The 16,269-nt window shown below is 73.6% G+C and carries 12 protein-coding genes; 8 read left to right on the forward strand and 4 right to left on the reverse strand.

Annotation, left to right across the window (positions count from 1 at the left end; all coding sequences use genetic code 11):
• Window positions 1–121: 121 nt before the first annotated feature.
• From AC5WAM_RS36500 to AC5WAM_RS36530, 7 genes are all read left to right on the forward strand, one after another.
• Window positions 122–1,372: an MFS transporter gene (locus AC5WAM_RS36500; protein WP_495520150.1), complete on the forward strand. Its 1,251-nt coding sequence runs from the start codon at window positions 122–124 to the stop codon at window positions 1,370–1,372.
• A 1,158-nt stretch (window positions 1,373–2,530) separates the two neighbouring features.
• Window positions 2,531–2,797, forward strand: coding sequence for an acyl carrier protein (locus tag AC5WAM_RS36505; protein ID WP_495520151.1), 267 nt, complete (start codon window positions 2,531–2,533; stop codon window positions 2,795–2,797).
• Complete coding sequence (locus AC5WAM_RS36510; protein ID WP_495520152.1) at window positions 2,794–4,020, forward strand: beta-ketoacyl-[acyl-carrier-protein] synthase family protein; 1,227 nt, start codon at window positions 2,794–2,796, stop codon at window positions 4,018–4,020. Before AC5WAM_RS36505 ends, AC5WAM_RS36510 begins: the two co-directional genes overlap by 4 nt.
• Entirely contained in the window at window positions 4,017–6,131 is a 2,115-nt protein-coding gene (locus AC5WAM_RS36515) for an MMPL family transporter (RefSeq protein WP_495520153.1), read from the forward strand. The genes AC5WAM_RS36510 and AC5WAM_RS36515 overlap by 4 nt, the downstream gene beginning before the upstream one ends.
• Window positions 6,132–6,731: 600 nt before the next feature.
• Entirely contained in the window at window positions 6,732–7,829 is a 1,098-nt protein-coding gene (locus AC5WAM_RS36520) for a polyprenyl synthetase family protein (RefSeq protein WP_495523723.1), read from the forward strand.
• 136 nt (window positions 7,830–7,965) lie between these two features.
• On the forward strand, window positions 7,966–8,997 hold the full coding sequence (locus AC5WAM_RS36525; RefSeq protein WP_495520154.1) for a terpene synthase family protein: 1,032 nt from the start codon (window positions 7,966–7,968) through the stop codon (window positions 8,995–8,997).
• A 62-nt stretch (window positions 8,998–9,059) separates the two neighbouring features.
• The gene (locus AC5WAM_RS36530; RefSeq protein WP_495520155.1) at window positions 9,060–10,394 is read left to right on the forward strand and encodes a cytochrome P450; all 1,335 of its coding nucleotides are present in this window, start codon (window positions 9,060–9,062) and stop codon (window positions 10,392–10,394) included.
• 43 nt (window positions 10,395–10,437) lie between these two features.
• Here the strand turns inward: AC5WAM_RS36530 and AC5WAM_RS36535 are convergent, their stop codons facing one another.
• The 4 genes from AC5WAM_RS36535 to AC5WAM_RS36550 form a co-directional block, all read right to left on the reverse strand.
• Window positions 10,438–11,133 carry a hypothetical protein gene (locus AC5WAM_RS36535; protein WP_495520156.1) on the reverse strand — a complete coding sequence of 232 codons (696 nt, stop codon included), beginning with the start codon at window positions 11,131–11,133 and terminating at the stop codon, window positions 10,438–10,440.
• Window positions 11,031–11,702 carry a winged helix-turn-helix domain-containing protein gene (locus AC5WAM_RS36540; protein WP_495520157.1) on the reverse strand — a complete coding sequence of 224 codons (672 nt, stop codon included), beginning with the start codon at window positions 11,700–11,702 and terminating at the stop codon, window positions 11,031–11,033. The genes AC5WAM_RS36535 and AC5WAM_RS36540 overlap by 103 nt, the downstream gene beginning before the upstream one ends.
• A gap of 711 nt (window positions 11,703–12,413) precedes the next feature.
• Window positions 12,414–13,298: a glycoside hydrolase family 16 protein gene (locus AC5WAM_RS36545; protein WP_495520158.1), complete on the reverse strand. Its 885-nt coding sequence runs from the start codon at window positions 13,296–13,298 to the stop codon at window positions 12,414–12,416.
• A gap of 201 nt (window positions 13,299–13,499) precedes the next feature.
• Window positions 13,500–15,005: an esterase gene (locus AC5WAM_RS36550; protein ID WP_495520159.1), complete on the reverse strand. Its 1,506-nt coding sequence runs from the start codon at window positions 15,003–15,005 to the stop codon at window positions 13,500–13,502.
• Window positions 15,006–15,284: 279 nt separating this feature from the next.
• Between AC5WAM_RS36550 and prcB the strand changes: the two genes are divergently transcribed.
• Entirely contained in the window at window positions 15,285–16,130 is an 846-nt protein-coding gene (gene prcB, locus AC5WAM_RS36555) for a proteasome subunit beta (RefSeq protein WP_495520160.1), read from the forward strand.
• The last annotated feature ends 139 nt before the right edge of the window (window positions 16,131–16,269 follow it).

A 16,269-nucleotide genomic window follows, 5' to 3' on the forward strand; every position in this document is an offset into this window, starting at 1 on the left:
CCCGGCGAAGGGCGTGATAGAAAGTGGAACGATAGTCCCGATTGTTGCTCGTGTGAGGTGTGCGCGCCGGGTGCCGCGCACGCCCCGCGGGCCGAGGGCCAATTCCACGACAGGACACGCAATGCCCCACGCGTACCGCGAGATCTTCTCCGCCCCGGGCACGAAGGCGTTCAGCTCCGCCGGGCTCCTCGCCCGGCTCCCGCTGCCTCTGACCCATATGGGCATCCTCACGATGCTGTCCGAAACGACCGGTGAGTACGCCCTGTCCGGCCTGGTCGCGGGCGCCTTCACCCTCTCCATGGCCTTCCTCGGGCCGCAGGTGTCCAGGGCGGTGGACCGGCGCGGCCAGAGCCGGGTGCTGCCCGTCGCCACCGGCGTCAGCGTGCTCGGGCTCGCGGGCCTGCTGCTGTGCGCCACCGCCGACGCGCCCGGCTGGACGCTGTTCCTCTTCGCCCTGCTCTCCGGCCTGATGCCGAGCATGAGCGCGATGGTCAGGGCCCGCTGGACCGAGATCTACCGGGGCACGCCCCGGCTGACCACCGCGTACTCCCTGGAGTCCGTCGTCGACGAGCTGACGTACGTCATCGGTCCGGCGCTCGCCGTGGTGCTCTCCACGGCGCTGTTCCCGCAGGCCGCACCCCTGGCGGCGGGGCTGCTCCTGATCGTCGGGGTCGCGCTGTTCGTCCCGCAGAAGGGCACCGAGCCGCCGGTCGAGCCGCGCACCGCCGACAGCGGCGGCGCCTCGGCGCTCTCCTCCCCACCGGTGCTCGTCCTCGCCCTCGTCCTGCTCTGCGGGGGCGCGATCCCCGGCATGGTCGACACGATGGGCCTCGCGTTCGCCGAGGACGCGGGCAACAAGTCGCTCGCCGGGCTGGTCTTCGCCGTGTACGCGATCGGCTCCGGCATCTCCGGGCTGCTCTTCGGCGCCCGCCGCCGCAGCGCGCCGCTGCCGCGCCTGCTCCTGACCGGCGTGACCGGAACGGCCCTGACGACCCTGCCGTTCCTGCTCGTCGACGGCGTCGCCGGAATGGTCGGTGTGGTGTTCCTCGCCGGGGTCTTCTTCGCGCCCACCATGGTCGTGGTCATGGGCATCGTGGAGCGCACGACCCCGGAGCACAAGCTCACGGAGGCCATGACCTGGATGATCGCGGGCCTCCAGAGCGGCGTCGCCATCGGCGCGGCCGTCACCGGCGTCGTCCACGACCACCTCGGCGCCACGGCCGGAGTCTCGGTGGCGGTCGTCGCGGGCGCCCTGGCGCTGCTGCTCACCCTGTGCGGCTTGCCGATGCTGCGGACACGGCTCGTTCCTGCGGAGCGCGGGGCCGCGGCGGCGGGCGGGCCCGAGCGGGGCGAGTCCGCGCTCTGCCACTGAACGAAGGGTGGCCGGTCGCTCCCCGGCGGTGACCGGCCGCTCCCCGGCGGCGACCGGCCGCCCGGATCAGTGCTGCTGCGCCTTCGCCGGGATGGCCTCGCTCGGGCGGACAATGACAAGGAGGAGCCAAGGGAGGGAAGGGGCCGCCCAGTTGGGCCACCTCGTCGCGTCGCAGGCATCCCCCCCGTGCCCCGGCACAGCGGCCGCCGCCGAGCCGGCCGCGGGGGACGGCTGCGGCTCGACGGCGGCGGTGGGCCGGGGGCCCGGACGGGGTCGTCGTCACGGAGCCCGGCCCGTGGAGGATGGTCAGTTGACCCGCGCGCGGACATCGCTTTCCCCGAACCGGAAAGCCACGGCCGTCCCTATGTCCGTGACCCCTGGTTTCTACCAGCCCGCCTCGGGGGCGCGCGGGCCCGTTCAGGCGTTGATCGTGTCCGTATTTCTCTCATTGGGCGGGCCATTGCCGCAGGACCAGCTGACTTGCGTATCCGTATGCGGCATGGCGATGTCCGTTTCCTGCCCGGACCGTTCGCCGCGGCCCCGGACTGTTCGCCGCGGCACCGGCCCGATTGGTGCGGCACCTCCGCGGGCCCCGGCTGCGGCGACGGATTCTCAGGAGCGGACCGGCCGGACGGCCTCACGACTTGCCGACGGCCTCACGACCTGCCGACGGTCTCGCGACCTGCCGAACCGCCTGGCGACCCGGCGGAGACCCCGCGTGAATTCCAGATTTCAGGCCGACGGCTTCAGGTGCGTTTCGTGCGTCCTCCCAATGGTGGAATCCGCGTGCCGGTCGTGCCATTTTCGCTCCCACCGTGGTCAAACTGGGCGAGGAATCCGGTTTCGACATGAAGTGATGGGAAAACAAAATGCTTTGCTGCCCATCCGGTTCCCTCTCACGTGCCACGGGGCGTTCCCGGTGCCCGGGATCGCCACTGTGAGCCTCGCCGCCTCCTTCAGGCGGCCTGAGGGAACGAGACACCGGGCATGCGAAGGCAGCGATCGAGCTCACCGGAGTCACTGCCGCGGCCGGGCATGTGCGTTCCCGGGCTTGTTCTCCCTGCTCGTACGGCGGGCGTGCGGGGGCACCCCGCACATCGGCGACGACCCGAGACACCCCAGACAACCCTGCCCCCACCGACGCGAAGGAGAACAACGATGGAGCCCGTCTACGACGTGATGGTCCGCCTGCTCACCGAGCATTTCGGCGTGCCGGAGGACCAGATCCGCCCCGACGCCACCTTCGAGGCGCTGGAGTTCGACTCGCTCGCCCGCCTCGAGCTGGGCATGGTGCTCGCGGACACCTTCGGCGTGAGCCTGCCCGAGGACCAGGTGGACATGACGCTCGCCGAGGCGGCCGAGCACCTGACGGCGGCCGTCGGCGCGGCGGAAGCGGCCGAGTCGCTGCAGAAGGCGGTTCGGTGACAGCGCGGGACATGGCCGTCACGGGGCTCGGCCTCGTCACCCCCGCGGGGGTGGGTGTCGAGCGGTCCTGGGCGGGGATCTGCGCGGGCGACGGCCTCGCGGCGCGCGACGAGGTCCTCACCGGTCTCCCCGTCGACTTCTCCTGCCGGGTGCCGGACTTCGACGCCGCCGCCCTGCTCGGCCCGCGGCTCACCTGGCGCATCGACCGGTTCACCCAGCTCGCCATGGTGGCCGCACGCCAGGCGGTGGCGGACGCCGCACTGGACCCCGAGGCGTGGGACGGGCCGCGGGTCGCCGTCGTCCTCGGCGTGGCCGCCGCCGGGGGCGACACCTGGGCGGATGCCTACCGCAGTCTCGCCGAGGGCCGCGTCGACGCCATCTCGCCCCTCACCCTGCCCCGTTCGCTGCCCAACATGGTCGCCGGCGAGGTCTCGATCGACCTGCGCGCGACCGGGCCCTGCCTCACCACGTCGACGGCGTGCGCCTCCGGGGCCACCGCTCTGGGCATCGCCCGCGACCTGCTGCGCGCCGGGTCCTGCGACATCGCGATCGCGGGTGGCACCGACTGCGCCCGGGTGCCGATGGGCTCGGCCGCCTTCTACCGGCTCGGCGCCCTCTCCCAGCGCCGCGACGACCCGGCCGCCGCGTCCCGCCCCTTCGACGTGGACCGGGACGGCTTCGTGCTCAGCGAGGGCGCCGGGGTCGTCGTCCTGGAGCGCCCCGAGCACGCCCGCGCCCGCGGCGCCCGCATCCGCGGCTACCTCGCCGGTTACGGGGCCTCCGCCGACGGCTTCCACGCCACCAGCCCCCGGCCGGACGGCGACGGCGCACGGCGGGCCGTCGAAGCGGCACTCGCCGACGCCGGTGCCGAACCGGCGGACGTCCACCACGTCAACGCCCACGGCACCTCGACCCCGCAGGGCGACCGCATCGAAGCGAACCTGCTCGGCACCCTCTTCGGCTCGGGCACACCCCCGGTGACCTCCGTGAAGGGAACCATCGGCCACACGCTGGGCGCCGCCGGGGCGGTGGAGGCCGCGGTGACGGTGCTCTCCCTGGAGCGGCAGCTCGTCCCGCCCACCGCCAACCTCAATCAGCTCGACGAGGGCCTGGCCATCGACGTCGTCACCAAGGCGCCCCGGGCCCACCGGATGACGGGCGCCCTCAGCAACGCCTTCGGGTTCGGCGGCCAGAACGCGGTGCTCTTCTTCCGGGCCGCATGACGCGAGTGACCGCCCGCCCGCGTCTCCAGGCAGCCCGGCCCCGTCTCGTGCTGCTGCTCGCCGCCCTGGTGGCCGCCCTCTGCGCGGTCGCGGGCGCGGGCACGCACGAGCGGCTCGCCAACGGGGGCTACACGGCGAAGGGCACGGAGGCGGACCGGGCGGCCGCGACACTGGCCCGCGCGGGCGCGGCCCCGCCGGACCTGGTGCTCCTTGCCCGGTCCGCCACCGGGGTGGACGCGGCAGCCGCCCGGCGGGCGGGCCTTGCCCTCACGCGGGAGCTGGCCGCGGCCGACGGGGTGGCCTCGACGCGCTCGTACTGGATGACGCCCGACGCGCCGCTGCGCTCCGAGGACGGACGGGCCGCCCTGGTCACCGCCGACCTCGCGGGCGCCGACCGGGACGCGACCGCCACGGCCCGCGAGCTGGTCCCGAAGCTGACGGGCCGGCGCGGGCCCCTCGACGTCTCCGCGACCGGCGGCTCCTGGGTGAGCGTGCAGGCCGCGGAGGCGAGCGCACGGGACCTCGTCACCGCCGAGTTGATCGCGGCGCCCCTCACCCTGCTGCTCCTCGTGGTGGCGCTGCGCTCGCTGCTCGCCGCGCTGGTGCCCGTCGTGATCGGCGTGCTCGCGGTCGCGGGCACGACGGCGCTGCTGCGGGCGCTGACGTACGCCATGCCGGTGTCGGTCTTCGCGATGAACCTCACCACGGCGCTCGGCTTCGGCCTCGCCGTGGACTACGGACTCTTCCTCATCACCCGGTTCCGCGAGGAGCTGGGCCACAGTCACGACGTGCCCGACGCGGTGGCGCGCACGGTGCGCACCACCGGACGCACGGTGGCGGTCTCGGCCTGCACGGTGGCCCTCGCGATGGCGGCGCTGCTCGTGCTGCCGCTGCCGTTCCTGCGCTCCATGGCCTGCGCGGGCATGGCGGTGGCACTCCTCGCGGCAGCCGCGGCCATGGCCGTCGTACCGCCGCTGCTGCTCCTGCTCGGTGAGCGCATCGGCCGCACCGGGCGCCCCGACAGCCCGCTGTGGCGGCGGGCCGCGAAGGTGATCACCCGGCGGCCCGCGCTGTACGGGATCGGCTGCGCCGTGGCCCTGGTGCTGTGCGCGATGCCGTTCGGGCACGTCCGGTTCGGGCTCGTCGACGAGCGGACGCTGCCGGCGAGCGCCGAGGCCCATGCGACGGGCGAGGAGATCCGAGCACGCTTCGCCGCGCCCGCCGAACGTACCCTCACGGTGGTGCTGCCCAAGGGCGCGGACGCCAGGACGTACCGGCAGCGGGTGGCCGCCCTGGACGACGTGGCGGCGGTCCGCCCCGCGGCCGTGCCCGGACTCGGCCCGGTGCTGACCGTCGTCAGCGCCGCGGAGCCCCAATCGACCGCCGCCCAGCGGCTTGTGGCCGACCTCCGTTCGGCGTCCCCCGAGGGCGCCCAGGTGGCGGGCCGCGCGGCGATGCTCGCCGACACCAAGGCGGCGGTGGCCGAGCGGCTGCCCCTGGCCGGAGGCATGCTGGCGGTCACCACGTGGGCGATGCTCTTCCTGCTGACCCGCAGCGTGCTGCTGCCCTTCAAGGCGCTGCTCGTGGGCGCGTTGAGCCTGACGGCGAGCTTCGGTCTGGTGGTGCACATCTTCCAGGACGGCCATCTGCGGGGTGCGCTCGGGGAGTTCGCCGTCACGGGCGCGCTGGATCTGACGCTGCCCCTGCTCATGGCGGCCGTCGCCTTCGGACTCGCGATCGACTACGAGATCTTCCTGCTCTCCCGGGTGCGCGAACAGCGGCTGCGGGGCTTGGACAACCGGGACGCCGTGGTGGAGGGCGTGGCCCGCACCGGGCGGCTCGTCACCACGGCCGCCCTCGCGGTGGCCCTGGTCACGGGGTTGCTCGCCACGTCCGGACTGACGGTCCTGAAGCTCCTCGGCACCGGGCTCGCCGTCGCCGTGCTCCTTGATGCCACCGTGGTACGGGGGATCCTGGTACCGGCCTTCCTCACCCTGGCGGGCCGCGCCAACTGGTGGGCGCCCGCGTGGCTGTCGCGGGGAGGCCAGGTCAGAGGCGTCCTCCGTTTCGGTCGCGTCGTACGCGGTGGCGATGTCGGGGCGGTTCCGTAGCGGCGCGGCATGGCGGGCCTCGCGGCCACGGCGGGTTGCAGGCTTGGCGCCGGGTCCCGGCACAGCGCGTACGGCAACCGCACGGTCACCGACGCCGCCCGCCTGGGCGTGCCGTGGGCGGCGTGCCGGAGGCGGCCGGAGTGCCGGCGCGGTGCGATGCGCGTGTCGGTGTGCGGTGGTGGGCGGGGTGTGACAGGCGCACGACATATTCCTCGGTCGTGTGCACTGCTTCGTGGTGATTCGTGCGCCCCGGTTCGGCGGGGAGTGCCGTGCCGGGCCGGGGGAAGGCCGTGGAGGGTGCGCGTAAGGGGTTGTTCCCGTTCGGCGGTCCGGCGGATACGGCCGGAGGCGGTGACCGGCGTGACGGCAGAGGCGGCGAACCTCTTGAGGTTGGCCACCGGGCCGGAGCGCGCGGGCGCTGATGCCGGAGCCGCCGCTACCGCCGACCGGAGAGACCCCGATCGGTCCGGTGGCGAACGCACCAGCTCTTCGACCGCAGCCGGGTAACACAGCACATCCCCTGACGCCGGGTCGTCGAGACGCTCCTCGACGAGGCCGTGCGCCGACCGAACCAGTCGACCCCGTGCAGGCAGGTGACACATCGTGACGGCTCCTTCGCTGGCGTCCGACTCCATCGACCTCGCCGCCGCGCACCGTCATATCGACAGCGTGCTGGGCGACTTCCTGGAGGCCAAGACCCGCTTCGCCGTGGCCCACGGCCTGCCCGAGGCCGTCCCGCGGGCACTGCGGGGCTTCCTGGACGCGGGCGGGAAACGGCTGCGCCCCCTGCTGTGCGTCATCGGCTGGCACGCGGCGGGCGGCGGCGAGGCCGGCGCGGCCCCCGTGATCCGGACGGCGGCGGCACTGGAGCTCTTCCACGCCTTCGCCCTCGTCCACGACGACGTCATGGACGACAGCCCCACCCGCCGCGGCCGCCCCACCGTCCACCGGGCCTTCGCTGAAGGCCACCCCGCGCCGCGCCAACACGCCTGTACGGCGGAGAAGTTCGGCCAGAACGCCGCCATCCTCCTGGGGGATCTGGCCCTGGTCTGGGCCGACGAGCTGATCCACACCGCGGGCCTCACCAAGGAGCAGCTCACCCGTGTCCTCCCGCTCGTCGACGCCATGCGCAGCGAGGTCATGTACGGCCAGTACCTCGACGTCAGCGCCAGCGGCAGGCCCACCACGGATGTCGCGTACGCCCTGCGCACCATCCGCTACAAAACCGCCAAGTACACCGTCGAACGGCCCCTGCACATCGGCGCCGCCCTCGCGGGAGGCGACGACCGGCTGCTGGGCGTGCTCAGCCGGTTCGCCCTGCCCCTGGGAGAGGCCTTCCAGCTCCGCGACGACCTCCTCGGCGTCTTCGGCGACCCGTGCGTCACCGGGAAGTCCCATCTGGACGACCTCCGCGAAGGCAAACACACCGTGCTCGTCGCCCTCGCCCTGCGCGATGCCGCGCCCCACCACGCCGAGCGCTTGCGCCACCTGCTCGGACGGGACGACCTCGGCGAGGCCGAAGCCGCTCTGATCCGTTCCATCCTCACGGTGACCGGGGCCCGCACCCACGTCGAGGGCATGATCGCCCGGCGCCACGACCAGTGCACACGACTCCTCGCCCGCCCCGGCCTCCTCCCGGCCGAGGTCGCCGCAGCCCTGCGCCACCTCGCGGACACCGCCACCCGGAGGACCTCGTGAACCCCCGACACGACGCGCGGCCGCGGCCGGCCGCCCCCGTCGGACATGCGCAAACAGTGCCCCGCCGCCGGTCCTCGCACTTCGGCGTGCGACCAGTGCGGCGGTTTCGGCAGGGCCCCACAGTGAGGAGCGTTTCATGCCCTTCGTCCCCGACTTCACGACGCCCTTCCGCTACCGCTTGAATCCGTGCCTGGCGGAGGTCATTCCGCGGGCCAGGCGGTGGATGCGGGCGTCCGACCTGGTCGACGACGCGCACATGCTCGAATACGAGATGGCCAGGATCCCGGAGCTCATGGCTGCCGCCTACCCCAGGGCCTCCGCGGACGACCTGCTCCTGTCCTGCGACCTCATGGGCGTCATGTTCACGCTGGAGGACGAGGACTGCGGCAGCAACCCCCGGCACACCGTGGCAGGCATCGCCGCCCGCTGCAAGGCGATGATCCAGGTCATGGACGGAGCGGCCCCGGGGACCGACGACCCGGTCGTCCTTGCCTTCGAGCACGCCTGGCTCCGGTTGCGCGAAGGGATGTCCGACGCCTGGATCGCACGGCACCGCGGCAACTGGAAGGACTTCCTGGACAACCACTACGCCTGGGAGCCGGTCGTAGTGGAGGAGCGCGGCATGCCCACCCTGGAGGACTACCTCGGGGAACGGGCGTACTCCAGTGGGATGTACGTGCTCTACGACTGGTCGGAACGCTTCAGCGCGGACCGGGCCGAAATTCCGCAAGCGGCACTCGACGACCCGCGGCTGGCCACTCTGCACCGGGACTGCATCCACACCGTCATCGCCATCAACGACCCCCATTCGCTCGAGCGTGAGATGAGGCGCAACGATCCCGTGCCCAACCTGGTGAAGGTGCTCATGCATCATGAGCACCTCACGGTCGAGCAGTCGGTCGAGCGGGCCAAGAAGATGCTGGCCGACGCCATCGAGGAATACCTGGAGGTGGAATTCGACTACCTCGCCCACTGGTGGCGGTCGGACTTGTCGCCCCGCCAGATGGGCGCGGTGGAGCAGCGCCTTCGCGACCTGCGGAACTGGACGAGCTCGAACTGCCACTGGCACTACATCGTGCCGCGGTACGACCACGTGGCCCGCGACCCCGAACGCGACCGGCCGGGCCTGCCCACCCGGCACCCAGGACTCCTGGGGGAGGGAGCCTAGTGCCCGCAGCACCGCTCTCCGGGGAAGGCAGCCCTGACCACAGGGACAAAGTGCCCGGTCTGATGGCCGTGGGTGCGGCGCCGGGGCGGCTGCCGGTGCTGGGGCACCTGGTGCCCTTGGCGCGGCGGCCGCTGGAGTTCCTGCGGTCCCTGCCCGCTCACGGGGACCTGGTGGCCATCGGATTCGGCCCCCGCACCGCGTACGTGGTGTGCCATCCCGCCCTCGTCGACGCGGTGCTGCGGAACTCACGCGTCTTCGACAAAGGCGGGCCCTTCTGGAAGCAGGCCCGGGCCGTGGTGGGCGAGGGAGTGGGAACCTGCCCGCATGAGCCGCACCGGCGGCAACGCCGCCTGACACAGCCCGCGTTCCATCCGCAGCGGATGAACGAGTACGCCGCGATGATGGCAGAGGAGACGTCCACGGCCCTGCGGACGTGGCGGGAGGGGCAGCTGCTCGACGTGCTCGCCGCCATGAACACGGTCACCGCCCGGGTCACCGTACGGTGTCTGTTCGCCGCCGACCTCAGCCCCGAGGAGGCCGGTGCCACCGGGCGAGCCTTGGGTGACGCACTCGAGGGGATGTTCTGGCGCATGCTCACCCCGCCGGGCCTGCGGTGGGTGCCCACCCCGACCAACCGTCGCTTCCGCACCGCGATCGACCACTTGGACCAGGTGGTGTACCGGCTCATCGCCACCCACCGGCGCGACGGCGGCGACAACGGCGGCATGCTGGCGGTGCTGGTCGGCTCTCGCGACGACAACGGCGACGCCCTCGAGGACCGGGAGATCCGCGACCAGCTCCTCAACTTCACGGTCGCGGGCACGGAGAGCACCGCCGCCCTCGTGGGCTGGGCGCTGCATCTGCTGGCCGGTCACCCCGAGGTGCGGCAGCGGCTGCACACCGAGGTCGACACGGTGCTGGCCGGACGCGAGCCCACCCACGACGACCTCCCCCGGCTTCCCTTCACCGACAAGGTCCTCACCGAGACACTGCGCCTGTATCCACCGGCCTGGATGACCAGTCGCACGGTCACCGAGGACACCCGGCTGGCCGGGCACTTCCTGCCGGCCGGCACGACGGTGTTCTACAGCCCGTACCTGATCCACTACCGGCCCGACCTCTACCCCGATCCCGAACGGTTCGACCCCGACCGGTGGTCACCCGGCCGGGCGACCGCCCCGGCCGGTGGCTCGTACGTCCCCTTCGGAGCCGGGGCCCGTAAGTGCATGGGCGACACGTTCGGCATGCAGGAGGGCATCCTCACCCTGGCCGCGATCGCCGGCCGGTGGCGCCTCGACCTCCCGCCCGGCAGCACGGTCCGGCCCCAGCCCCGCGCCACCCTGCGGCCCCACCCGCTGCGCATGATCCTCCACCGGCGCCATCCCGGCCAGGAATGACGTTCCCCGGTCAGCCGGGGAGTCGGCAGCCGTGGCCGCCCGGTCAACTCGCCTCCTGGCGCAGGGCATAGGCCAGGCCGTCGCTGTCGCTGTCCGCCAGGCCCTGGCGGAAGGCCGCCTCGTACGCGGCGTCCCCGGCGCGGGCGCGTGCGCTGCGTTCGCAGGCCTCGCGGGCGGCGAGGAGTTCGGGGATGCCCAGCTGGGCGCGGCCGATGGTGTTCCAGGTCTGCTGGCCGATGCCGAGGAGCCGGGCCGCGCGTTCGCCTTCGCCGGTGGTGGCGGCCAGGCAGGCCAGCAGGTCGATGGCGGTGCCGATGCCGATGCTGTCGTGGAGCAGGGCCTTGCCCTCCAGGGCGGTGCGGGCGTGCGCGGCGGCCTCGTCCAGTCGGCCCAGGCCGTACGCCGCTTGGCCGTGGACGTAGTCGGCGAAGGCCCGGGCCCACCGCTCACCGCGCTCGTCGCACGCCGCGCGCAGGGCGTCCGCCACCGCGCAGGCCCGCGCGAACTCACCGAGGTTGGTGTGGGCGAACACGCGCAGCGCCCAGGCCAGGAAGCGCGCCCCGGTGTATCCGCCGTCGTGGTCCTGGGTGTGGGGCGCGGCATCGAAGACGGTGGTGGCCTCGGCGGGCCGTCCGGTCAGCGCCAGGCGCCCGCCCTCGAGGTGCGCGGCCGCGCACAGCATGCCCGCGTCACCGGCCGCCTCGGCGCGGGCCCGGAACACCGCTGCCAGCCGGGCCACCGCGTCGCAGTCTCCCTGCCCCAGCGCGACCGCGCCGCAGGCCCACACCGCCTTGCTCCGCACCGGGCCCGGTCGAGGTAGTGACGGCCCTCGCGCAGGAAGCCGCAGCCGAGCCAGAAGAACCACAGCGCCCCGGCCAGCTCCAGCGCGGTCCGCGGGTCCTCCCCCTCACCCAGGCAGAAGTCGAGGGCCGCGCGGAAGTTGGCGTACTCGGCGGACGCCCGCTCGTACCAGGCGGCCTGGTCGGGGCCCATCCAGGCGGCGTCCGCTGCGAGGGCCAGGGCCCGGTAGTGGATCCGGTGGCGGCAGCGCAGCTCCGCCTCCTCGCCCAGACCGCGCAGCCAGCCCGCGCCGTACTCGCGCAGCGTGTCCAGCATCCGGTAGCGCAGCCCGCCCCCGGCGGCGGGCTGCGGGACGAGGACCGACTTGTCCACCAGGGCGGCCAGCAGGCCGGGAACATGCTCGGCGGCCAGACGCGTGTCGGTGCACACCTGCCCTGCCGCCGCCGCGTCGAAGGTCCCGGCGAACACCGAGACCCGCGCCCACAGCAGCCGTTCGGCCGGGTGCACAGCTGATGGCTCCAGCCGATCGCGGTCCGCAGCGCCTGGTGCCAGGGGGGATCGGCCTCGTACACCACCTCGTCGGTGTCCCCGAGAACGGCGAACCGGTCGTCCAGGGCATGGGTGAGCTCCTCGACGGACATCTCGCCCAGACGTGCCGCGGCCGGCTCGATGGCCGACGGCAGGCCCTCCAGGCGTCGGGCCAGGCCGATGAACCCGCTCCGCTCGGTGTCGGAGCAGGCGAGGCCGGGGATCCGGGCGGCGGCACGCTCGGCCAGCAGCACCACCGCGTCCGCCCGCGCCGCCGCGGGATCGCCGGGCCCGGGGACCGGCAGCGGCTCCACCGTGAACACCTTCCCGCCCGGGGCGCCCAGCAGCCGACGGCTGGTGGCCAGGACCCGCACGGCGGGGAGCGGCCCGCACCAGCGCCTGCACGGCCAGCGAACAGCCCTCTGTCAGGTGCTCGCAGGTGTCCCAGGGCCAGCAGCACCTCCCGGCCCGCCAGGTACTCGGCCAGGACGTCGATCACCGGGCGGGTGCTCTGGTCCACCAGCGGCAGCGCCTCGGCGATCGCGAACGGCAGCGACTTGCCCTCGCCCAACGCCGACAGCAAACGCTGGAAGTGGACCACAGCAGTGCGGGAAATGAACACCCCGTGCGTGTCCCGCACGGCGACCGGCTGGTACGAGGAGCCACGTCGGCCGGCCGCCTCGGCCCGGATCAGCCCCCCGTGACGCGGACGTAGTCGACGGTCAGCTTCTGTGGGAAGACGGTGCTGCCGTTCGGGTCGCCCGGCCAGTAGCCGCCGACGGCGAGGTTGAGGATGAGGAAGAACGGCTTGTTGAACGCCCACTGCCTGCCGCCGAGGTCGGCCGGGGTGCGGGTCTGGTAGACCCGGCCGTCGACGGACCAGGTGACCTTGTTCGGCGACCAGTCCACGGCGAAGGTGTGGAACTTGTCCGCGAACGCCTCGCCGCCGGGCAGGGTGTACGCCGCTCCGATGCCGCCGGAGCCGGAGTAGCCGGGGCCGTGCAGCGTGCCGTGCACCGTGCCGGGCTCGAAGCCGACGTTCTCCATGATGTCGATCTCGCCGCAGTTCGGCCAGCCCACGCTGCCGATGTCGGTGCCGAGCATCCAGAACGCGGGCCACATGCCCTGGCCCCGGGGCACCTTCATCCGGGCCTCGACGTGCCCGTAGGCCTGGGTGAACCTCCCGGCCGTGTTCAGGCGCGCGGAGGTGTACTCGCACCGGCCGTACCAGCACTGGTAGTTGGCCGGGTTCTCCTTGCGCGCGGTGATGACCAGGTTGCCCTGGCCGTCCAGGGCCGCGTTCTTGGCGCCCGAGGTGTAGTACTGCCGCTCGTGGTTGTTGACGTTGTCGCCGGTCTCCAGCTGCCACTTGCCGCCGTCGACCGCCGCGCCCGCGGGCCCGTTGAAGTCGTCGGTGAACGCGAGGGCCGCGGCGGGGCGCGGCGCGGGCGGCGCCGACGCGGCGGCGGGGCTCACGGCGAGGGCGCAGCAGGCCGCGGCGAGCGCGCCGAGCGCGGCGCGACGGCGGCGAGGGCGAGGGTGGGGGAGGGGGCGAGGGAGGGGGAGCACTGTCATCACATCGCTTCGCGTGGGGGTGTGTGCATGACAATCAAGCGTCGGGAAGTGAACGCTGAGAGCGCTCACAACCCTGCGGTGCCTCTACGTGGTTTAGGACATACGGAATGGGGCGTCAAGCAGTTGGCGCGGACCAACTGCCCGACGACCCCCCGCCCCTGGCGCCAGGCCCGTCCCACCGCCCGTCGCCGCAGCGGCGCGCTACTCGTCGATCGCCGTGCCGAACGCGGCCCCGTCGACGGGCACGCCCAGCGACTTCACGCCGAACGTCCAGGACCCGGAGGCGGTGACGCCGCCCCGCGCGGCCGGGAGGAACCACGCGACACCGTCACCGGCGTTCTCGCCCGGCGCCGAGGCGATCAGATCGAAGCGGCGGTCGCGGTTCGGGTCGGCGAGCCGCACCTGCGCGCCCCACTTGTCGCCCTTCTCGGCCACCCCGGGAACGCCCTGGCTGTTCTGCGTCCAGGAGGCGATGCCGCGCGTGGTCAGGCCCCCGCGCGCGCCGCGGAGCAGCCATACCGCGCCCGCGTCCGCGACCCGCCCGACGTCCTCGCCGGGTGCGCCGATCGCGACGTCCGCGTAGCCGTCGTGGTTCGTGTCGTCCACGGACAGGTCGGCGCCCCAGCGGTCGCCCTTCTCCACGACGCCGGGTACGCCCGCGGTGCCCTGGCTCCACCACTTCACCGCCGACGAGGGGCCGTTCGGGCTGCCGTAGCGGATACCGACCAGGCCGCCGGTCAGCGTCTCGCCGCCGTCGTCGGGGGAGTCGGGCTCGCCGGTCACCAGGTCGTCGAAGCCGTCGCCGTCGATGTCCCCGGTCGCGGCGACGGGCCCGCCGCGCAGCTCGCGCTGCTTGGTGAGGCCCTCGGCGCCGCCGGCGTAGTACGTCGACCAGCCGTGTCCGGGTTCGGCGCCCGTCGTCACGCCGGACACCACGAGGTCGGCGAAGCCGTTGTCGTCGTAGTCCCCGGTGGTCAGCGACTTGGGCAGCACGACGCGGCGCGCGGCGGCCCGCGCCCCCTCGCCGCCCGCGACCGGCCCGGCGAGGCGCTGGGAGGACTGCCGCTGGAACGCCCGGCCCCCGGGTATGTGCGGCTGGTCGCCGTAGGTGTAGGTGTCCAGTTCGTCGCGGTCGGTCACGGCGAGGACGTCGCCCTCGGTCGCGCCGCTGAACCGGGCCGCGGCGACCCCGGTGCCGAACCGCTCGCCCGCGCGCGGCTCCTCGGCCTCGATCCAGTCGCTCAGGCCGGGCCTGAGGCCCTGCTTGGTGCCCCAGAAGATCGTCACGCGGCCCGCGTCGCGCTGTCCGTCGACGTCCTCGCCGGGCGCGGCGACCACGGCGTCGTCGTAGCCGTCGGAGTTCAGGTCGCCGCTCGCGACGGTGGTGCCGAAGCCGTCGCCCGCCTCGGGGGTGCCGTCACCGCCGGTGGAGGCTTCGCTGAGCCGGGCCACGCGCGTGGTGCCGATGCCCTGCCGAGAGCCGTACTGCACGGTGACGAGCCCGGCGCCCTCGTGGCCGTCCACGGTCGCGCCGGGCGCGCCGACCAGCAGGTCCTCGTAACCGTCGCCGTTGTAGTCGCTGTTGCGGTCGTTGGCGTGCGTGCTGCCCGGCGTGCCCGCGAGCGCGGCGGGGGCGGCGGCCACACCCGCCCCGGTGAACAGCAGGAAGGAGGCCGCGGTGAGCGCGGCCGAACGGTTCTTGCGCAAGAAAGGCTCCCGTTGAGGAAAGGTGGGGGAAGGGCTGTCCGGGCGGCACGGGGGTGGTCCGGACAAGCCCGTTCCGTTCCTCCGGCGCCCTCTTCGACCAAGGATGGAGTCCGAGGGTTGTACGGGGCACGTGTTTCGCCCGCGCGTCGCGGGCCGGGCCGGGAGCGGACCAACTCGGCCAACTCGTCCCCGGGGTTACCCGATTGGGGTCGCGGGTAGGGTGCGCCCGACGATCCGTCGGCGAGCACGGATCGGCCGGCGAGCCTGGGAGGGACGCGCATGAACACCGGTCCGCACGGCACGGGTGGTCTGCCGCCCGCCTTCCTGGCCCCCGAGACCTCCTCCTTCGTGGACTTCCTCGCGGCGCACGCCCCCGACCTGCTGCCCGCCCGCCGCGCCCTGCCCGCCCCGCACGACGGCTTCGAGGCGCCGCACGGCACCACCATCGTCGCGGCCGCGTACGCGGACGGCGTCCTGGTCGCGGGCGACCGCCGGGTCACGCGGGGCAACGTCATCGCGCACCGCGAGTACGACAAGGTCTTCCCCGCCGACGGGCACTCGGCGATCGCCATCGCGGGCACCGCGGGCATCGCCGTCGAACTGGTCAAGCTCTTCCAGCTCGAACTGGAGCACCACGAGAAGATCGAGGGCACCGCCCTGTCCCTGCTCGGCAAGGCGAACCGCCTCACCACCCTGGTCCGCGGCAATCTCGGCATGGCGCTGCGGGGCCTCGCCGTCGTCCCGCTGTTCGCCGGGTACGACCTGGACAGGGGCGTGGGCCGCGTCTTCTCGTACGACGTCACGGGCGGACGCAGCGAGGAGCGGGACATCGCCGCCACCGGCTCGGGCTCGGTCTACGCCCGCGGCTCGCTGAAGAAGCTCTACCGCCCCGGGATGGCCGAGTCCGACATCGTCCTGGCCGCCGTGCAGGCGCTGTACGACGCGGCGGACGAGGACTCGGCCACGGGCGGGCCCGACCTCACCCGCAAGCTCTTCCCGCGCGTGTGCCTGGTCACCGAGGACGGCTACCGCCAGTTGGCGCAGGACGAGGTCGCCGAGGTCGCCAGGGCCGTGGTGGACCGGCGCCTGGAAGCGCCGAACGGGCCCCGCGCGCCCGTGCTCTGAGCCGTACCGCCGGTGGCCCGCTCACCGGGGCCCGGGCAGGTGGACGAGCCCCTGCCGGTGCCGCGGCTGTGCGCCGCGTTGGTGCACCGGGGTCAATCCGCCCGGCCGCGGCCGATGAGTTCTGCCGGGCCGGGGAGTC

Source organism: Streptomyces sp. JLYT201, from assembly GCF_059448825.1.